General features: G+C 71.4%; 15 protein-coding genes and 5 tRNA genes. 15 read left to right on the top strand and 5 right to left on the bottom strand.

Going from position 1 to position 19,156, the window contains the following annotated elements; genetic code table 11:
• Positions 1-66: 66 nt before the first annotated feature.
• Together OYE22_RS07965 and OYE22_RS07960 are read right to left on the bottom strand one after the other, a co-directional pair.
• A complete protein-coding gene (locus tag OYE22_RS07965; protein ID WP_176166450.1) occupies positions 67-480 on the bottom strand; it encodes a roadblock/LC7 domain-containing protein in 414 nt (137 codons plus the stop codon).
• A 49-nt stretch (positions 481-529) separates the two neighbouring features.
• Positions 530-4,756 (bottom strand): nitrate- and nitrite sensing domain-containing protein, encoded by a 4,227-nt coding sequence (locus tag OYE22_RS07960; protein WP_277319747.1) that lies wholly within the window; start codon positions 4,754-4,756, stop codon positions 530-532.
• Between the two features lie 532 nt (positions 4,757-5,288).
• Between OYE22_RS07960 and OYE22_RS07955 the strand changes: the two genes are divergently transcribed.
• From OYE22_RS07955 to OYE22_RS07920, 8 genes are all read left to right on the top strand, one after another.
• Complete coding sequence (locus OYE22_RS07955) at positions 5,289-5,468, top strand: hypothetical protein (protein ID WP_277319746.1); 180 nt, start codon at positions 5,289-5,291, stop codon at positions 5,466-5,468.
• Between the two features lie 609 nt (positions 5,469-6,077).
• Positions 6,078-6,860, top strand: a complete 783-nt coding sequence (locus tag OYE22_RS07950) for a fumarylacetoacetate hydrolase family protein (protein ID WP_277319745.1) — start codon at positions 6,078-6,080, stop codon at positions 6,858-6,860.
• Positions 6,853-8,319: a glutamate--tRNA ligase gene (gene gltX, locus OYE22_RS07945; protein ID WP_277319744.1), complete on the top strand. Its 1,467-nt coding sequence runs from the start codon at positions 6,853-6,855 to the stop codon at positions 8,317-8,319. The genes OYE22_RS07950 and gltX overlap by 8 nt, the downstream gene beginning before the upstream one ends.
• Before the next feature lie 499 nt (positions 8,320-8,818).
• A tRNA-Gln gene (locus tag OYE22_RS07940) sits at positions 8,819-8,890 on the top strand.
• Between the two features lie 40 nt (positions 8,891-8,930).
• Positions 8,931-9,003 (top strand) — tRNA-Glu (locus OYE22_RS07935).
• 62 nt (positions 9,004-9,065) lie between these two features.
• Positions 9,066-9,138 (top strand) — tRNA-Glu (locus OYE22_RS07930).
• Positions 9,139-9,151: 13 nt separating this feature from the next.
• Positions 9,152-9,223 (top strand) — tRNA-Gln (locus OYE22_RS07925).
• A gap of 13 nt (positions 9,224-9,236) precedes the next feature.
• A tRNA-Glu gene (locus OYE22_RS07920) sits at positions 9,237-9,309 on the top strand.
• A 395-nt stretch (positions 9,310-9,704) separates the two neighbouring features.
• Here the strand turns inward: OYE22_RS07920 and ndgR are convergent.
• Positions 9,705-10,421 carry an IclR family transcriptional regulator NdgR gene (gene ndgR / locus OYE22_RS07915; protein WP_176164323.1) on the bottom strand — a complete coding sequence of 239 codons (717 nt, stop codon included), beginning with the start codon at positions 10,419-10,421 and terminating at the stop codon, positions 9,705-9,707.
• 146 nt (positions 10,422-10,567) lie between these two features.
• On the opposite strand from ndgR, the gene leuC reads away from it, so the two are divergent.
• From leuC to OYE22_RS07895, 4 genes are all read left to right on the top strand, one after another.
• Positions 10,568-11,992: a 3-isopropylmalate dehydratase large subunit gene (leuC, locus tag OYE22_RS07910; RefSeq protein ID WP_277319743.1), complete on the top strand. Its 1,425-nt coding sequence runs from the start codon at positions 10,568-10,570 to the stop codon at positions 11,990-11,992.
• A gap of 6 nt (positions 11,993-11,998) precedes the next feature.
• Positions 11,999-12,592, top strand: a complete 594-nt coding sequence (gene leuD / locus OYE22_RS07905; protein WP_277319742.1) for a 3-isopropylmalate dehydratase small subunit — start codon at positions 11,999-12,001, stop codon at positions 12,590-12,592.
• Positions 12,593-12,718: 126 nt separating this feature from the next.
• A complete protein-coding gene (locus tag OYE22_RS07900) occupies positions 12,719-12,964 on the top strand; it encodes a hypothetical protein (RefSeq protein WP_176164326.1) in 246 nt (81 codons plus the stop codon).
• 125 nt (positions 12,965-13,089) lie between these two features.
• Positions 13,090-13,770 carry an HU family DNA-binding protein gene (locus OYE22_RS07895; protein WP_277319741.1) on the top strand — a complete coding sequence of 227 codons (681 nt, stop codon included), beginning with the start codon at positions 13,090-13,092 and terminating at the stop codon, positions 13,768-13,770.
• 415 nt (positions 13,771-14,185) lie between these two features.
• On the opposite strand, the gene OYE22_RS07890 is transcribed toward OYE22_RS07895, so the two are convergent.
• Positions 14,186-14,389, bottom strand: coding sequence for a hypothetical protein (locus tag OYE22_RS07890; RefSeq protein ID WP_277319740.1), 204 nt, complete (start codon positions 14,387-14,389; stop codon positions 14,186-14,188).
• A gap of 264 nt (positions 14,390-14,653) precedes the next feature.
• Positions 14,654-15,334 (bottom strand): 2-phospho-L-lactate guanylyltransferase, encoded by a 681-nt coding sequence (gene cofC / locus OYE22_RS07885; RefSeq protein WP_277324040.1) that lies wholly within the window; start codon positions 15,332-15,334, stop codon positions 14,654-14,656.
• 179 nt (positions 15,335-15,513) lie between these two features.
• On the opposite strand from cofC, the gene OYE22_RS07880 reads away from it, so the two are divergent.
• The 3 genes from OYE22_RS07880 (at position 15,514) to OYE22_RS07870 (ending at position 18,962) form a co-directional block, all read left to right on the top strand.
• Positions 15,514-16,371 carry a lysophospholipid acyltransferase family protein gene (locus OYE22_RS07880; protein WP_277319739.1) on the top strand — a complete coding sequence of 286 codons (858 nt, stop codon included), beginning with the start codon at positions 15,514-15,516 and terminating at the stop codon, positions 16,369-16,371.
• A complete protein-coding gene (locus OYE22_RS07875; RefSeq protein WP_277319738.1) occupies positions 16,368-17,369 on the top strand; it encodes an NAD(P)H-dependent glycerol-3-phosphate dehydrogenase in 1,002 nt (333 codons plus the stop codon). The genes OYE22_RS07880 and OYE22_RS07875 overlap by 4 nt, the downstream gene beginning before the upstream one ends.
• Positions 17,370-17,771: 402 nt before the next feature.
• Complete coding sequence (locus OYE22_RS07870) at positions 17,772-18,962, top strand: D-alanine--D-alanine ligase family protein (protein ID WP_277319737.1); 1,191 nt, start codon at positions 17,772-17,774, stop codon at positions 18,960-18,962.
• The last annotated feature ends 194 nt before the right edge of the window (positions 18,963-19,156 follow it).

Genomic DNA, 19,156 nt, shown 5'->3' with positions numbered 1-19,156 from the left:
AGTGCCGTCGGTCGGTGCCGGTGGGGGGGCCTGGCGGTGAAGCGAAGGACGGACGGTGGTCGAAAGTCAGTTGAGCAGACTTCCCTGCAGTTCCGCACGCAGGTCAGGGGTCAGGACGTTACCCGTACGGTCGACGAGAAGCGCCATCTCGTAACCGACGAGACCAATGTCGCACTCGGGGTGCGCGAGCACCGCGAGCGATGACCCGTCGGAAATCGACATGATGAAAAGGAAACCGCGCTCCATCTCGACCACGGTCTGGTTCACGGCGCCGCCCTCGAAAATGCGGGAGGCACCGGAGGTCAGCGAGGTCAGACCGGAGGCCACGGCCGCCAACTGGTCGGCCCGGTCCCGGGGGAACCCCTCGGACATCGCCAACAGCAGGCCGTCGGCGGAGACCACCACCGTGTGCGACACCCCCGGGGTGTTGTCCACGAAGTTGGTGATCAACCAGTTCAGATTCTGCGCCGCCTGGCTCATCGGACTCAACTAACGCTCCTGCTGGTGAAGGGGACCGCGACCGCGAGACTCAAGGCCGACCGTCCGTTCCGGCCTGACGGCCCTGCTGGATACCACGACGAAGGTTGGTCAGTCGCCCGCGCACGTCGTCGGGCGCGCGGGAGACCTGGGGGCCACCGCGCCGCTGGGCGGGCTGTTCCTCGGCGGTGCCGTCGACGAGGTTGGCCCGCGGCACCCGACGGGGCAGACCGGACGAGGTCACCCCGCCCGCCGCCGGCTCCCGGACCTGCTCGGCCCGCCGCCAGCGCTCGTCGTTGGGCGAGGAGCGCCAAGCCGCGTTCCCGGCCGTGCCGGCGCCCCGCGCGTCCGCGCCGTCCGCCGCCTGGGGCCGCTGCCCCGTGGCACGCGCGGGGATCAGACCCTGCTGGCCCGGCTCGCGCCGCGGCAGCGGGGGCGTGGCCGACCGCGCCGACTCGCCCTCGCCGCCCGGAGCGCCGCCGTGCGGGTCGGCGGGGCGCGCCGTGGGCTCGGCGGACGGACCGGCCGGCCCGGGGCCCTGTGGGCTGTGGAACCAGCGCGACTCGATCGTGTCGAAGATCGGGGTGCCACCGTTGTCGAAGCCCTGCGGGAGCGGCAGTTCGCCGGTGAGGTGGTCGTCCTCGGGCGCCGGCGCCGGCGCCGGCGCCGGCTCGGCGTGCGCGCCCTGGCCGAGCCCCACGCCCGGGCCGCCCTGCGGCAGGTACGCCCCGCCACGCCCGGGCGGCGGACCGTTGAAGTCGGGCCGCTGGAACTGGGTGGTGTCCCCGGAGCCGTCCTGCCCGTGCTCCGGCCGCAAGTAGCCGCCGGTGTCGGCGGGGCGCGGGTACTCGCCCGTCTCGCCCGGCAGCGCGTACTCGCCCGTGTCGCCGGCCGGCCGCGGGTACTCACCCGTGTCGCCGCGACCGCCCGCGAAGGCGTCGGGCTGTGCGTACTCGCCCGTGTCGGTGAGCTGCGGGTACGTCCCGGTCTCGCTCGGTGTCGGGTAGCCGCCGGTCTCGTCCGAGGTGCCCTGGGCGTACGGGTCCGGGTACGCGCCGGCGCCTTCGGGCAGGGCGTAGCCGCCGGTGTCCGTGGGGCGCGGGTACTCGCCGCTGTCGCCGGGGCCGCCCGCGGGCAGCGCGTACTGGCCGGTGTCCGCGACGCCGGAAGGCTGGGACGGCAGCGCGTACTCGCCGGTGTCGCCCGGGCCGGCCTGGTGCGGGTAACCGCCGGTGTCGGACGTGCCGGGAACCGGGTAACCGCCGGTGTCCGCGGTGTTCGGCCGCGCCCACTCACCGGTGTCGCCCGCCCCGTGCGGGGTGGGGGGTACGGCGAACTCGCCCGTGTCGCCGGGGCCACCGGCGGCACCGCGCGGGAACGGCGGCGTGGTGTCGATCTCCGCGTGGTCACGTGCCGCGTCGCCGTCGGTGGGCCAGTCGTCCGCCGCGGCGGCGCGCCGGGCGCCCCAGTTGGCGCCGGGAGCCTGCGGCCCGCCGTCCTGAGCCGGCGTCTCGGTGGACTCGGGGGCCACGGCGCCGGTCAACTCGGGGGCGGGGCCGCGCTGCGGGAGCTGCGGGCGCGCCCCACGCTCGCCGGAGCGTCCCGCGCCCGCGGGGGCGCCGGTCGGCGGGGCGACGGTGGGCTCGTGGTCCGGCGCGTCCTGGCCGCCACGCGTGGGCAGCGCCGGGCGGTTCGCGCCCGGGCCCTGCCCCTGGTCGGCGCCCGCGGCGCTGCGCGCGCCGGCCCGGCTGCCGCCGAAGAAGTCACCGGTGGTTGCGGGGACGTTTCCGCCGCCACTGGCCCGGTTGCCACTGCCGCCGCTGCCGAAGAAGTCGCCGCCACCGGCGCCCGTCCCGGCCGCCCCGTTGCCGTGCACCGAGGCGCCCACGGGGCGCGTGGGCAGCCCGCTGCGCGTGGCGCCGCCCCGTGCGGGCTGGGCACCGGTGCCGGTCGGCGGCACCGGGCCGCTCGGGTTCGGCTTCGTGCGCTGCGGGGTCGAGCCGCCGCCCGCGAGTTCGGCCCGCGGACCCGAGCCCGGCACCTGGCGGCGCGTGCCCGTACCGGCGGTCGCGGAGCCGGACGCGCCGTTGCCACCGGGGCCGGCCGCCTTGCCAAGGGCGGGGGTGCCGCCGGCCGGCGTGCCGGACTGCCCGGGGGCGCCGGACGGACCGGGCGTGCCGGGCGCGCCCGGGGTGGGCTTCTTGCCACCGCCCTGCGCCACGTCGACCGGCAGCATGACCAGCGCGGTCGTACCTCCGGAGTCCGACGGCCGGAGCTGGATGCGGATGCCGTGCCGCAGCGACAGGCGGCCGACCACGAACAGACCCATCCGGCGCGAGACCGACACGTCCACGGTCGGCGGGCTGGCCAGCCGCTCGTTGATCGCCGCCAGGTCCTCGGGGGAGAGCCCGATGCCGGTGTCGTGGATCTCCACGAGCACCCGGCCGTCCGGCAGCGCGTGCCCGGTGACCTTGACCTTGGTCTGCGGCGACGAGAAGGACGTCGCGTTCTCCAACAGCTCGGCCAGCAGGTGCACGAGGTCGTTGACGACCCGGCCCGCGACCTCGGTGCCCGGAACGGAGCTGAGCTCGATCCGCTCGTACTGCTCCACCTCGGACGCCGCCGCGCGGAGCACGTCCACCAGCGGCACGGGGCGGGTCCACCGGCGCCCCGGCTCCTCACCGGCGAGGACGAGCAGGTTCTCACCGTTACGGCGCATACGCGTCGCGAGGTGGTCCAGCTTGAACAGCGAGGAGAGCTGGTCCGGGTCCGCCTCGCGGGACTCAAGCTCGGAGATGAGTGAGAGCTGCCGCTGGATCAGGCCCTGGCTGCGGCGCGAGAGGTTGGTGAACATCGCGTTGACGTTGCCTCGCAGCAGCGCCTGCTCGGCGGCGAGCCGGACCGCCTCGCGGTGCACGTCGTCGAAGGCCGCGGCCACCTTGCCGATCTCGTCCCGGCTGTGCACACCGACCGACTCGACGGAGGTGTCCACGTCCTGCGGGTCGTGCTCGGACAGCTCCTTGACCAGCTCGGGCAGCCGCTGCTGGGCGACGTCCTGCGCGGTGTCCTGGAGCCGGCGCAGCGAACGCACCATGGAGCGGGAGACGACGAACGCGCCGACCAGCGAGATGCCGAGGACGAGCAGGATCAGCGCACCGTTGATGAACGCGTCCTGCTTGGCCTCCGAGCGCAGCTCGCGGGCCTTCTGCTCCATCTCCGTCAGCAGCGTCTGCTCGATCTTGGACATCGCCACGAGCTTGATGCTGTCCTGGTCGTACCAGTCCATGTAGGTGCGCTTGGCGGACGCCAGGCTCTCCGGGTCGCGCACCATGCGCAGCGCGTACTTGTTGGCCGCGTTGATGTCGCTGTTGTCGCCGGTGAGCGGGTCGAGCAGCTCCGGCGTGTCACCGCTGCGGATCTCCAGGAACCGGCGGAGCGCCTGGTCTTCCTTCTCCAGCGCCGTGGAGGTGTACCGGCTGTCGATCGCCGAGAGCTTGGGCTTGTTCGGGTGCGCCAGGGCCGCGCTGATGGAGGCGCGCTGGATGGACGCGTACTCCTTGGCCGACGAGAACGTGGCCAGCGCGCGCGTCTTGTTGATCATCGCGCGGTTGCTGGTCGCCTGCGCCATGTCCTGGGAGAGCGAGAGCAGCGAGGTGATCAGCTCGTTATACCCGAGGATCGTCTGCGAGGTGTAGTCGCGGTCCTTGTACGCCTGCTTGCGGATCTCGTGGATCTTGTTGAGCTGCTTCTTGATGTCGATCACCGTGGACTGCACGCCGGTGATCGCCGGGTCGACCGGGTCCAGGTCGTCCGTGGCGTCGGCGAACGCGACGAGCGCCTGGTCGGTCGCCTGGCGCGGGGCGACCACCTGGTCGTCCCGGTCGTCGCCGGCGCCGGCCAGCGGCCCGGCCGACTGGTCGCGCTCCTCCTGGAGCGCGTTGGCCAGCTCGGTCGCCTGCTGCGTCATCTCGGTGAGCAGCTTCATCTGGTCGAGCTGCTCGATGTTGTCCATCGAGTTCTGGATACGCAGGGCGCCCAGCGTGGTGGCGGCCACCACGGGGAGGGCGAGCAGCGACACGAGTCGGGTGCTGATCTTCCAGTTACGCAGGGCTATTCGCGGCCCGGGCCCCGTGGGGCCCTTCACCTTCGGCCGCTCGCCGGATGACTCCTCGCCGCTGGGCGCGGTCGGCCGCGTACTGACATCCGCGCCGCGGTCGGTGCCACCGCGCGGCTCGGGGTCCGCCGCGGCGTTGCCATCCTTCTTGAAACGTCCCTGCACTAGCGTCGCAACCTCTGGACCAGGCGTCCCGCCGTGCGTACGGCGAAACGGTGTGAGTCGTGAGTGACCGGCGCGCTCGACCCTTCCTTGTCGCGGAGCGAGGCCGCCGCCGCTCGGCGCCCCGTCTGCGCCCGCTGCGCGCCAGGTGAATCCTGTCGGCGGTCCGTGGAATTCCAGCACAGTGCCGGATGCTCCAACAAGAGCCGTGGGTCACGGTGTGGATGCGGTGACGGTACGTGGCAATAAAGTGACCGCATGTGGAAAACAATGGCCGTGATAACGGACTTTTATGCACGTTCCGCTCGGGAGTGATGGGTGTCCGGGTCGCGATGATCAAGAGCGGAACGTCTGCATAGGTCGGCAATGCCGGATTCCGCCTGGGGTGATAGGTGCGCACGATGCGGCATTTGTCCGCCTCTTCGTGAGAGAACTCACATGCTGGGCGTGACTGGCCTCGCGGATTTCGGGGGAAGGGCGCGTTTAGCCTGACGCTTTACACCGTCCGCGAAAACGACAAGACGAGGCAGATCCCGTGAAGACGACGATGATGTTCCGCAACATAGCCAACCCGCGGCGCACCACTCTCGCCCACCTCAAGGATGCCGAAGAACTCCAGACCGCGCCCGCCGCAGAGGAGCAGACCGCCTCCGTCGAGCTGCCCGCCCAGACGGCGAACCCCCGCCGCACGATTCTCACCGAAGCACCCAAGTAGCGGCCACCTCCCTCGTGGGCGGCGCCCCACGGCCCCCTCGGAGCCCGCCGCCCCCGTCCGCCCCACCTCGTCGCGTCCCCCGGCGCACGGTCGCGCGCCCCGCGCGCGAGCGGCCCACCCTCCCGCCGCTCCGGCGCCCGCCCGCCCCGTTCGGACCCGCCCCACCCCGGCCTCGCCCCCGGCCGGCGACGTACGTCCCGTACGCCCACGCCACCGGGAGGGCTGGGGTTTTCGCGTTTCCCCTCCGTGGACCTGTCGTCCGCTGCCCGTTCTTGCGTCCTGTCCGGGAACACCCGGGGCATGGCCGGGCTCCGCGTCGTGGCTTCGTGCCCCGTGCCTCGTGCTCCAGCTCCGTGCTTCGTACGGGAGGGGAGCTGGGCTCCGTGCCCCGTGCTCCGTGCTCCGCGCCCCGTTCGGGAAGGGAGCCGGGCTCCGTGCCCAGTGCCCCGTGGGAGCGGGGTGGCTGCCCCCGTGCCCCGTCCCGCTACCCGCCGCACCGGGGCACTGCCACGGGGTGACGGGCTGGGAGCGCGGCGGTGTCGAAAACGGGGCGATAGCCTGGAGCGTCAGACCTCAGCCAATGATCAGTAGTGAAGGGCAGCACTTCCCGTGCGCATCGCCAGATTCTCCATCGACGGCAACGTCGCGTTCGGAGTCGTGGAGGAGGCCGCCGCCCCTGACGGCGGCCCCGTCCTCGACATCATCAAGGGGCACCCCTTCGCCGAATTCGAACGCTCGGGCCAGAAGGTCCCGCTGGACAAGGTGCGCCTGCTGCCCCCGGTGCTCCCCAACAAGGTCGTGGCGATCGGTCGCAACTACGCGGAGCACGCCAGGGAGCTCGGCAACGAGGTTCCCGACGTTCCCGTCGCCTTCTTCAAGCCGTCCACCTCGGTGGTCGGCCCCGGCGACGCCATCGCCTACCCCTCCTTCTCGCAGGAGGTCCACCACGAGGCCGAGCTGGCCGTCGTGATCGGCAGGATGTGCCGGGAGGTCCCGCGCGAGCGGGCCCGGGACGTCATCCTCGGCTACACCTGCGCCAACGACGTCACCGCGCGCGACGTACAGCGCCGCGAGCAGCAGTGGGCGCGGGCCAAGGGGTTCGACACCTCGTGCCCGCTGGGGCCGTGGGTGGAGACCGACGTCGAACCGGGCGACCTCGCGATCATGTGCACCGTCAACGGTGAGCAGCGGCAACTAGGCCGCACCAGCGAGATGGTCCGCTCCGTCGAGGACCTGATCGTGCACATCACCGAGGCCATGACGCTGCTCCCGGGCGACGTCATCCTCACGGGCACCCCGGCTGGGGTCGGCCCGCTCAACGTCGGCGACGAAGTCGCCGTCACCATCGAAGGCATCGGCACTCTCACCAACAAGGTGATCAAGCGTGGCTAGCGCATCTCCCGTACGCGTCCGTTTCTGTCCCTCGCCCACCGGCAACCCCCACGTGGGCCTGGTCCGCACCGCCCTGTTCAACTGGGCGTTCGCCCGTCACCACGGCGGCACCCTGGTCTTCCGCATCGAGGACACCGACGCGGCCCGCGACTCCGAGGAGAGCTACGAACAGCTCCTGGACTCGATGCGCTGGCTCGGCTTCGACTGGGACGAGGGCCCCGAGATCGGCGGCCCGCACGCCCCGTACCGGCAGTCGCAGCGCATGGGCATCTACGCGGACGTCGCCCGCAAGCTCCAGGAAGGCGGCTTCGCGTACGAGTGCTTCTGCACCACCGAGGAGCTCGACGCCCGCCGCGACGCGGCCCGCAAGGCCGGCAAGCCCTCCGGGTACGACGGGAAGTGCCGCGACCTCTCGGCCGAGCAGATCGCCGCGTACCGCGCCGAGGGTCGCACACCGATCGTCCGGTTCCGGATGCCCGACACCCCGATCACCTTCACCGACCTGGTGCGCGGCGAGCTGACGTTCACCCCGGAGAACGTGCCGGACTTCGGCATCGTGCGCGCCAACGGGGCCCCGCTCTACACCCTCGTCAACCCGGTCGACGACGCGCTGATGGAGATCACGCACGTGCTCCGCGGCGAGGACCTGCTCTCCTCGACGCCGCGCCAGATCGCGCTGTACGGGGCGCTCGCCCAGATCGGCGTGGGCAACGGCACCGTGCCGGCCTTCGGCCACCTCCCGTACGTCATGGGCGAGGGCAACAAGAAGCTGTCCAAGCGCGACCCGCAGGCGTCCCTCAACCTCTACCGCGAGCGCGGCTTCCTCCCCGAGGGGCTGCTCAACTACCTGTCCCTGCTGGGCTGGTCGCTGGCCGAGGACCGGGACATCTTCTCCATCGAGGAGATGGTCGCCGCCTTCGACCTGGGCGACGTCAACGCCAACCCGGCGCGGTTCGACCTCAAGAAGTGCGAGGCCATCAACGCCACCCACCTGCGCGCCCTGGCGCCCGACGAGTTCGTACGCCGCCTGGTGCCCTTCCTCTTCCCGGGACGGGGCCCCAGCGACGCCGAACTCGACCTGCTCGCCAAGGCCGCTCCGCTCACCCAGGAGCGCATGGTGGTGCTCGGCGAGGCGGTGGGCATGCTCGGCTTCCTGTTCGTGAAGCCGGAGCACTTCCGGGTGGACGAGGCCGACGCGGCCAAGGTGCTGACCGAGGACGCCAAGCCGGTCCTTGAGGCCAGCGTCAAGGCGCTGGAGGAGCTGGCCGACTTCACGCCCGAGCCCATTCAGGCCGTGCTGCGTGAGGCGCTGGTGGACGGGCTCGGCATCAAGCCGAAGTTCGCCTTCACGCCGCTGCGGGTCGCGGTCACCGGTCGTCGGGTCTCGCCGCCGCTGTTCGAGTCGATGGAACTGCTCGGCCGCGAGGAGACGCTGCGCCGGCTGCGGGCCGCGCTGTAGCCGCGACCACGGCGCGCCCCGACGGGGCGGGCCACGGCTGGCGCCGTCCCACGGTGTGGGGCGGCGCCAGCCGTTTGTCCCACCGTTCCGCCGCCGGCCACCGCCCCGTTACGGCTACGTCGTGGCTCCGTGCGGGGCTGTTCGGGGGCGCGCGGGGGGCGTGCCGTGGGGGTGTGCGCTGGGTAGGGATGACGGGCGTCCGTGCTGCGGTCGGGGCGCTGCGCGGTGCGCTCGACGGCCTCGGGACGGGCGGTGGCCTTCGCCGCGCGCCCGCGGGTCGCTGGCGGGGGATCTGCCGCGCGCGGGCCGACCAGGCGCGTGTAGCGGGGCGCGAGCACGCGTGGGGCGGCTGTCGAGCCGCTCACACGAGCGGTATCCGTTTTGGTGCGCCGCCTCCTGTCGGGTAATGTTCTTCCTGCGCCGCCCGCCAGGGGCCGGGAAGCCCCAGCGGAAAGCGCAGATCCAAACAAAAATCCCCAGCAGGGGGTTTGAGTTTTGGTGGGCTATGGTGTAATTGGCAGCACGACTGATTCTGGTTCAGTTAGTCTAGGTTCGAGTCCTGGTAGCCCAGCAAGAGATCCTTCGTTTGATCTCTTGGATTGCAGTAACAAGCCCCCGTTGTGTAGCGGCCTAGCACGCTGCCCTCTCAAGGCAGTAGCGCCGGTTCGAATCCGGTCGGGGGTACAGATCCTGACTCCGTCACCATCCGGAAAAACCCCGGAGGCGACGACGAATGGATCGCTAGGGCCCCCGTTGTGTAGCGGCCTAGCACGCCGCCCTCTCAAGGCGGTAGCGCCGGTTCGAATCCGGTCGGGGGTACTGGTCTATACCATGGGCTATGGTGTAATTGGCAGCACGAGTGATTCTGGTTCATTTAGTCTAGGTTCGAGTCCTGGTAGCCCAGCGCAGTAAATCAGGCCCCCGTTGTGTAGCGGCCTAGCACGCCGCCCTCTCAAGGCGGTAGCGCCGGTTCGAATCCGGTCGGGGGTACAAGAGAGAAAGAAAATGGCCTTCCGCATGACGCGGGAGGCCATTTTCCGTTACGCGCTGCCGCGTTGTCGCACGCTCCGACACGGGACCGCCATGCCGCGCCGCGCGGCGCAGTGCGGTAGCCAACGTGAAGCGATCACGTGGTGCCTGGTGACGCCCCTGGCGCGGTGCGGAACCGTACGCGAGACAGCGGCACTTGCCTCCTTGGGGCGCGGGGACGGAGCGGCGATCCTGCCTGGGGGCACGGGGCACGGGGCACGGGGCACGGGGCACGGGGCACGGGGCACGGGGCACGGGGCACGGGGCACGGGGCACGGGGCACGGGGCACGGGGCACGGGGCACGGGGCGGCGTCCGTGCGGCGGTGCGGTGGCGTGCCCGGAGCGCCGGGGCGTGTCAGCCCGTGCGGCGCAGGGCCTCGGAGAGGCGTAGCGCGGCGTCTATGACCGCCTGGGCGTGCATGCGGCCCGGGTGGCGGGTCAGGCGCTCGATGGGGCCCGAGACGGAAACCGCGGCGACGACGCGGTTGGAGGGGCCCCGTACCGGCGCGGAGACGGAGGCCACGCCCGGCTCGCGTTCGCCGATCGACTGGGCCCAGCCCCGGCGCCGTACGCCAGAGAGGGCCGTCGCCGTGAAGCGCGCCCCCTGCAGGCCGCGGTGCAGCCGCTCCGGCTCCTCCCAGGCCATCAGGATCTGCGCCGCCGAGCCGGCCTTCATCGGCAGCGTCGAGCCGACCGGCACCGTGTCCCGCAGTCCGGACAGCCGTTCCGCCGCGGCGACGCAGATGCGCATGTCGCCCTGGCGCCGGTAGAGCTGGGCGCTCTCGCCGGTCACGTCGCGCAGGTGGGTGAGGACCGGGCCGGCCGTGGCCAGCAGTCGGTCCTCGCCGGCCGCCGCTGCGAGTTCGGCCAGCCGGGGGCCGAGGATGAACCGGCCCTGCATGTCCCGCGCCACCATGCGGTGGTGCTCCAGCGCCACCGCGAGACGGTGCGCCGTCGGGCGCGCGAGGCCGGTCGCTGAGACCAGACTTGCCAGGGTGGCCGGGCCGGCCTCCAGTGCGCTCAGCACCAGAGCCGCCTTGTCGAGTACGCCCACGCCGCTAGAGTTGTCCATGCAACGATACTCGCGTCTCACAGTATGAAACGCAAGTTCAAATTCTCACGGCAGCCGCCAGGCTGGAGGTGGCGCCGGGCACTCATGGCGGCGCTCCCACGAACACACGAGTTGGGTCGGCAGCGACGCCGACCGGAGGGACAGCGATGGGACGGACACTGGCGGAGAAGGTCTGGGACGATCACGTCGTCCGGCGCGCCGAGGGCGAGCCCGACTTGCTCTTCATCGATCTGCACCTGCTGCACGAGGTGACCAGCCCGCAGGCGTTCGACGGGCTCCGCAAGGCGGGGCGGCGGGTGCGGCGTACCGACCTCACCATCGCGACCGAGGACCACAACACCCCCACCCTCGACATCGACAAGCCCATCGCGGACCCCGTATCCCGCACCCAACTGGAGACGCTGCGCAAGAACTGCGCGGAGTTCGGCGTCCGCCTGCACCCGCTGGGCGACGTCGAGCAGGGCGTGGTGCACGTCGTGGGGCCGCAGTTGGGGCTGACCCAGCCGGGCACCACGGTGGTGTGCGGGGACAGCCACACCTCCACGCACGGGGCGTTCGGCGCCCTCGCGTTCGGGATCGGCACCTCGCAGGTGGAGCACGTGCTGGCCACCCAGACGCTGCCGCTGGCCCCGTTCAGGACGATGGCCATCACCGTCGAGGGCGAACTGCCCGCGGACGTCACCGCGAAGGACCTGATCCTCGCGGTCATCGCGAAGATCGGCACCGGTGGCGGCCAGGGGTACGTCATCGAGTACCGCGGCGAGGCCATCGAGAAGCTGTCGATGGAAGCGCGGATGACCGTGTGCAACATGTCCATCGAGGCCGGCGCGCGGGCCGGGATGATCGCCCCCGACGAGACCACCTTCGCCTATCTCAAGGGTCGCGACCACGCGCCCCGTGGCGAGCAGTGGGACGAGGCGGTGGCCTACTGGCGCACCCTGCGCACCGACGAGGACGCCACCTTCGACCGCGAGGTGGTCATCGACGCGGCGACGCTGGCCCCGTTCGTCACCTGGGGCACCAATCCGGGGCAGGGTGCCCCGTTGTCGGCGTCCGTGCCCGACCCCGCCTCGTACGCGGACGCCAGCGAGCGCCAGGCGGCCGAAAAGGCCCTGGAGTACATGGGGTTGACGGCCGGTCAGGCGCTGCGCGACATCAGCGTGGACACCGTGTTCGTCGGGTCGTGCACCAACGGCCGGATCGAGGACCTGCGCGCGGCCGCCGCCGTGCTGGAGGGGCGCCAGGTTGCCGAGGGCGTCCGGATGCTGGTGGTTCCGGGTTCGGTACGGGTGGCCCTGCAGGCGGTGCAGGAGGGACTGGACAAGGTCTTCACCGCGGCCGGGGCCGAATGGCGGCACGCCGGGTGCTCGATGTGCCTGGGCATGAACCCCGACCAGCTCGCTCCCGGCGAGCGTTCCGCCTCCACCTCCAACCGCAACTTCGAGGGACGTCAGGGGAAGGGCGGGCGTACGCACCTGGTCTCGCCCCAGGTCGCCGCCGCCACGGCCGTGCGCGGCAGCCTCGCCTCGCCCGCCGACCTCGCTCCGTCAACCGCTCCCGTGGGGGTCTGATCAGACATGGAAGCATTCACCACGCACACCGGCCGCGCCGTTCCGTTGCGCCGCAGCAACGTCGACACCGACCAGATCATCCCCGCACACTGGCTGAAGAAGGTCACTCGTGACGGCTTCGAGGACGGCCTCTTCGAGGCGTGGCGCAAGAACCCGGACTTCGTGCTGAACCAGCCCGAGCGCGCGGGCGCCACCGTGCTCCTCGCCGGTCCGGACTTCGGCACCGGCTCTTCGCGCGAGCACGCGGTCTGGGCCTTGCAGAACTACGGCTTCAAGACGGTCATCTCCTCGCGGTTCGCCGACATCTTCCGGGGGAACTCGCTCAAGAACGGTCTGCTGACGGTGGTCTTGCCGCAGGAGACGGTGGAGCGGCTGTGGGAGCTGACCGAGGCGGACCCCGAAGCCGCGGTCACCGTGGACCTCGTGACGCGCCAGGTGCGAGCGGGGAGCGTAACGGCCGAATTTGAGCTTGACGAGAACGCTCGTTGGCGACTGCTTGAGGGGCTGGACGACATCAGCCTGACCCTGCGCCAAGAGGCGGAAATCGCTGCGTACGAGGCCCTCCGACCGGCCTTCAAACCCCATACAGTGCAGGTCTAAGGCACCCCGGTGCTCCGTGTACGGGGCACGTTTGGCACGATGCGTCGTCGGTCTCCGGACCGGCGGCGCATCGGTGTGTTGGGGCCCCGTGAGGCGACAACTCGCCGTAGATGGCACAATCAACGTATGGAACGCGACACCCAACTCCAGCTTTACGGGATTGTCGCCGACCGTCTCAAGGAAGCGCATGCGAGGGTGCGCACACTGCAAGTCCCGGAGGGCGTACGGATGGCGCTGTCCCGGAAGCTGCTGGTCATCACGGCAGCGGCGAAGCACGATCTGGCAGACGCGGCGCGGCGTCTGGACCGGTTGATGAACGACCTCGACGAGGGCCGTTTCCCCGAAGATCTCGACAGCGACGGAACTCCGTGACGGTCGAGTTCGTTGCGGCACAAGGGTGATTAGCCCGTTTCGTGTTTGATTTGCGGTATATATCTGCCTAACGTGCGAAAAAGCTTGAACAGATTCGTTCCAGCAATGTCTCCGAAGGGGAAGACGTGAACAAGGCGCAGCTCGTGGAAGCCATTGCCGACAAGCTCGGCGGCCGTCAGAACGCCGCGGACGCGGTGGATGCGGTACTGGACGCCATCGTCCGTGCGGTCGTGGGCGGTGACCGGGTTTCGGTCACCGGTTTCGGCTCGTTCGAGAAGGTTGACCGCCCCGCGCGGTACGCCCGCAACCCGCAGACCGGTGAGCGGGTCCGGGTCAAGAAGACCTCGGTGCCGCGCTTCCGCGCGGGTCAGGGCTTCAAGGACCTGGTGAGCGGCTCGAAGAAGCTCCCGAAGAACGACGTGGCCGTGAAGAAGGCCCCCAAGGGCAGCCTCTCGGGCGGTTCTTCCACGCGTACGACGGCGAAGGCCGCGGCGAAGAAGGCCACCGCCAAGAAGGCTTCGACGGCGAAGAAGGCCGCGACGAAGAAGGCGACGCCGGCGAAGAAGACGACGGCCACCGCCAAGAAGGCGGCGACGGCGAAGAAGACCACCGCCAAGAAGACCACGACGGCCAAGAAGGCCACCGCGGTCAAGGCGACGCCGGCGAAGAAGACGACGACCACCGCCAAGAAGACCAGCGCGAAGAAGACGGCGCCGGCGAAGAAGGCGACGGCCACGAAGGCCCCCGCGCGCAAGACCACGGCGCGTAAGACCACGGCCAAGAAGGCCACCGCGAGGAAGAAGTAGCCGCGGCGGCCACCACCGTCTCGCTCAGCACCTCGCCGGGCCGGACTCCCCCAGGGGAGCCCGGCCCGCGGTGCGTTCGTGGCGCCATCGCTGTTGGGGGCGGGCACTGCCCGGCGCGGCGTACGGAGCTGCCTGGCGCGACGTACGGCGCCGCCGAGGGCATCGTCCTGCCGGAGCACGGAGCACGGAGCACGGAGCACGGAGCACGGAGCACGGAGCACGGAGCACGGAGCACGGAGCACGGAGCACGGAGCACGGAGCACGGAGCACGGAGCACGGGGCACGGGGCGGTGACTTCGCGGCGGGCGCGGGGTGCTCGAAGTGCGTGTGCGGCCGGAACCGGAAGGCAGGGCACGCCGCTGGGCCCTGCGGGAGAGCGCGGGCCGCGAGCGGGCCCGTAGGGCTGTCGAGCGGTCTAGAACGTCTGGAGTGTCACCAGGACCACGCGGCGGGCCTCGCCCTCGCCCTCGACGTCGATCCGCACTCGTTGGCCGGGCCGCAACAGTCGTAGCCCGCCAGCGTCGAAGGCCGCCGCGTCGAAGTCCAGCGGAGTTCCGTCGTCGAGCAGCACGCTGCCCGCACGGGTGTCGGGGTCGTACGTGTACGCGGTCGCCTGCATACGCAGCAGCGTAGCCCGCGCCAGGGGTTGCCCTGCGCGGGCCGGTTCGGTGCTCCGTCGCCCCGTACCCGGAGCGAGCGCCGCTCCGGGCTCCGTGCGCAGTGTCTATCAGCCGCGGCTCCGTGCCCCGTGCCCCGTGCAGGATTCACCGCTCCGTGCTCCGTTGCCCCACGGGGCTAGCCGCGCCACTCCTGGCGCGCTGGAAGGCACGGCGCGGGGCGCACGGGGCTGGGGAGGACGGCGTCGGGTTGGGGCCGGGCGCGATTAGCCGTGGGGCGTGGGGGAGCCGGAGGGCGGGGCGCTGGACGCTGTTGGCGGCGTTCCGTTGGCGGCGAGGAGAGCGGTCGTGTACGGGCCCACTCCCAGGGCCAGCGCGGCCCGCAGGTCGTGCCCCGTGTCCACGTCCTGGCGCACGCTCGGTACGTCGAACAGCGGAATGTCCTCTGCTCCCGTGGCGCGGTGCCGAACGCGGGACGCGCCGCCGAAAGCCGGATTGAGTTCCCATTTCGGGGCCGCGGTCAACAATGTGGTGCCGATCCCGGCGGCGTCCGCGAGAAAAGCCCGTGGGAAATCCGCGGCGGCGGTCAGAACTCGGTGGAGTTCCGTGGATCGGAGGGCCGGTAGATCGGCGTTGAGCGCGGCGACCGCCGCGTCGGGGCGCCGTGCGCGTACCACGGCGGCGCCGTGGGCCAGTGCGGCGTTCAGGCCGGTGCCGGGCGCGTCTCGCACGCTCGTTGCGCCCAGCGTCGACAATTCGGCCGCCGCGAGCGGGTCGTCCGTGACAACCACCACATCTCGCACTCCGGGACACGCCAGCGCCGCGCTCACCGTGTCCTGTGCGAAAGCGAGCGCGAGCCCAGGTCGTAGGTCGTCGGACGCGGCGTCGGCCAGCCGGCTCTTCGCGCGGGACAGCGGTTTCAGCGGTACTACCAAGCTCCAGCCCACTCCCGCTTCCCTCGCTTCATCTCTGCGCACACGCATCATTCTTGCCTGCTGCCGAAGCCGCCTGAGACCGGCGGGGTTACGGTGTCCTCGACAGACCAGATACCTGGGGCGACACTTGTGCGGCTGCCCGGGTGGCAGCAAGCCAGCAGGTCAGCAGGGACCAAGAGGAGGACGTCCGAGTGCCCCGCCAGAGAATCGGCTTCTGGTACCGCCTGGCAGCGGTCCTCGTGAAACCGCCGCTCGTGATTCTGTTCAAACGGGACTGGCGTGGAATGGAGAACATTCCGGCCCACGGCGGATTCATCACGGCGATCAACCACAACTCGTATCTCGATCCGCTGGCGTACGCGCACTTCCAGTACAACACCGGGCGTGTGCCACGATTCCTCGCGAAGTCCGCCCTCTTCAAGGTGCCCGTTATCGGCCGGATGTTCCACGGGCTCCAGTTGATTCCGGTCTACCGGGAGTCAACGGACGCCGCCAACGCCTTCCGTGCGGCCGTCAGCGCGATCGACAAGGGCGAATGCGTCGCCTTCTACCCCGAGGGCACGCTCACCCGCGATCCGGATCAGTGGCCGATGCGGGCCAAGACCGGCGCCGCGCGCGTCGCGCTGCTCACCAAGGCGCCGGTCATTCCCGTCGCGCAATGGGGCGCCAATGCGGTGCTTCCCCCGTACGCGGGGACAAAGCGGCTGCGGCTGTTTCCCCGTAAGACCTTCAAGGTGGTGGCCGGGCCCCCGGTCGACCTGTCCGCGTACTACGGCCAGGAACCGACGGCCGAGGTGCTGCGCGCCGCCACCGATACGATCATGGCCGCTGTCACCGAACTCCTCGCCGACGTGCGCCAGGAACCGGTGCCGGCGGGGCGGGCCGAGCAGCCGAAGGGCGGCGCGGCCGAAGGTCTGGGCTCCGCCGACCGCGCGGACCACGAGACCGACGGTACGGAGCGCGAGGCCGGCCGCACCAAGCACGAGGCCGACCGGACGGAACGCGACAGTGGCCGGACGGGGCACGAGACTGAGGGGAACGCCACGTGACGCGTTGTGCCGTCTTCGGCGCCGGATCGTGGGGCACCGCCTTCGCGATGGTGCTGGCCGACGCCGGGTGTGAGGTGACGCTGTGGGCGCGCCGCCCGGAGGTGGTGGAAGCCATCAACACGGGGCACGGCAACCCGGACTACCTGCCGGACGCCAAGCTCCCCGAAACGGTGCGGGCCACCACGGACCCCGCGGTGGCGGCACGGGACGCGCGGTTCGCGGTGCTGACCGTGCCGTCGCAGACGCTGCGTGCCAACCTCGCCGCATGGGCCCCGTTGCTGCCGGCCGACGCCGTGCTGGTCAACCTGATGAAGGGCGTCGAACTCGGCACCGCCAAGCGGATGAGCGAGGTCATCGAGGAGGTGGCGGGGGTCGGCCCGGAGCGGGTCGCGGTGCTCACGGGGCCCAACCTCGCCAAGGAGATCGCCGCCCGACAGCCGGCCGCCGCCGTGGTCGCGTGCAGCGACGAGGCCGTGGCCCAGCGGCTGCAGGCGGCCTGCCACACGTCGTACTTCCGCCCGTACACCAACACCGACGTCGTCGGCTGCGAACTGGGCGGAGCGGTGAAGAACGTCATCGCCCTCGCGGTGGGCATCGCCGACGGCATGGGCCTCGGGGACAACGCCAAGGCGTCGTTGATCACGCGCGGGCTGGCCGAGACCACCCGGCTCGGGCTGGCGATGGGCGCCGACGCGCACACGTTCGCGGGGCTCGCGGGCATGGGTGACCTCGTCGCCACCTGCTCGTCCCCGCTCTCCCGCAATCACACCTTCGGCACCAACCTCGGGCGGGGCATGACCCTGGCCGAGACGATCGCGGTGACGAAGCAGACGGCGGAGGGCGTCAAGTCCTGCGAGTCCGTCCTCGACCTGGCGCGACGCCACCGGGTGGACATGCCGATCACGGAGACGGTGGTGAGCATCGTGCACGGCGGGAAGCCGCCTCTCGTGGCGCTCAAGGAACTGATGTCGCGGTCCGCCAAGCCGGAGCGCCACTGAACCGCTCGGACCGGCTCGCCCCGGCTTGCTCTGGTGGGAAGTGACCGGTCGACGCCTGCTTCGGGGCCCCGTGGCACATGCCACGGGGCCCCGAAGCGCGTATGCCGGCGTCCGCCGGTGACGCGGCGCGCGGTCCGGTGCCGGCGGCCGGCGGCGGTGCCTGCGTGCGCCACGGAGCGCGCGCAGGGGCGCCCGTCGCGGAGAGGCGCCGTGGTGTACGGGGCCCGGGGCGGGGCTCGTTGGGTCCGGCCGGGCGGGGGATGCCAGGCGGCGGGTGGTCGGACGGTGAGCCGTCCGGTGGGGTGGTCGTGGGCGGCGCTCCGTGCCCGTGTGACGGGGCGGGCCGCGGACACCGGCTGGCGAGACCTGACCGTGGGCGGGTCGCAGGGTAATCTCAATCCGATGAGCAGCGAGTCCACTTCCCCAAGCCCCGTGCCCGCCGCCGGCCCCGGAACCGACGGTCGCAAGCCGCGCGTCGCCGTCGTGTTCGGCGGGCGTAGCTCCGAGCACGCCATCTCCGTCGTCACCGCCGGCGCCGTGCTGTCGGCCATCGACCGTACGAAGTACGAGGTGCTGCCGATCGGCATCACCGCCGAGGGACGGTGGGCGCTCACCGCCGACGCGCCCGAGCGGATGGCCATCAGCGACGGCACGCTGCCCAACGTCGACCAGCTCTCGGAAACCCCGGAGGGCGGCGTGCTGTTGCCGCTCGACCCCGGCAGCCGCGAGGTGGTCTACAGCGAGCCCGGCTCCGTGCCCAAGGCGCTGGGCGACGTGGACGTGGTCTTCCCCGTGCTGCACGGCCCGTACGGCGAGGATGGCACGCTGCAGGGATTGCTGGAACTCTCCGGCGTGCCGTACGTGGGGGCCGGAGTGCTGGCCTCCGCCGTCGGCATGGACAAGGAGTACATGAAGCGCGTCTTCGACTCCTTCGGGCTGCCCATCGGGCCTTACGAGGTCATCCGGGCCCGCGAGTGGGGGCTCGGCCCGGAGAACGACCGGGGCGCGGTGGCGCGCAAGAAGATCGTGGACTTCGCCGCCGACAACGGCCTGCCGATCTTCGTGAAGCCGGCTCGCGCCGGCTCCTCCATGGGCATCAGCAAGGTGGACGACCTGGCGGACCTCGACGCGGCCGTCGAGGAGGCCAGGCGGCACGACCCGAAGATCGTGGTGGAGGCGCTGCTGCGCGGGCGCGAGATCGAGTGCGGCGTGCTGGAGTTCGAGGACGGCCCGCGGGCCAGCGTGCCGGCCGAGATCCCGCCGGTCACGGCTCACGACTTCTACGACTTCGAGGCGAAGTACATCGACTCGGCGTCCGGCATCGTGCCGGCGCCGCTCACCGCCGAGGAGACGGCGCGCGTTCAGGAGATGGCGATCGCCGCCTTCGACGCCACCGGCAGCGAGGGCCTGGCGCGGGTGGACTTCTTCCTCCTCGACAGCGGCGAGTTGGTGATCAACGAGATCAACACCATGCCCGGGTTCACGCCGATCTCCATGTACCCGCGCATGTGGCAGGAGAGCGGCGTCAGCTACTCCGAACTGGTGGATCGCCTCATCCAGGCCGCCCTCAACCGCCCGACGGGCCTGCGCTAGACGCCGCGCGCCCTGCTCCGTCCGCACGCACGTCGGCGAGGCTGTGCGGCGACGCCCGTCGCTGGTCCGTACGCCGACCACCGGAGCGGCGTGCGAAGGCCCGTAGTACGTGAGGGGCCGCACGGAGCGACTGGCCAGCGGCGTACATGCCGCCGCGGCACCCGTCCTGATCGCGCGGACCCGGAGCACGGAGC

The organism is Streptomyces sp. 71268 (genome assembly GCF_029392895.1).
Taxonomy (GTDB): Bacteria; Actinomycetota; Actinomycetes; order Streptomycetales; family Streptomycetaceae; genus Streptomyces.
Note: the sequence above shows the minus strand (reverse complement) of the source record. Positions and strands in the feature narration are given on the sequence as shown.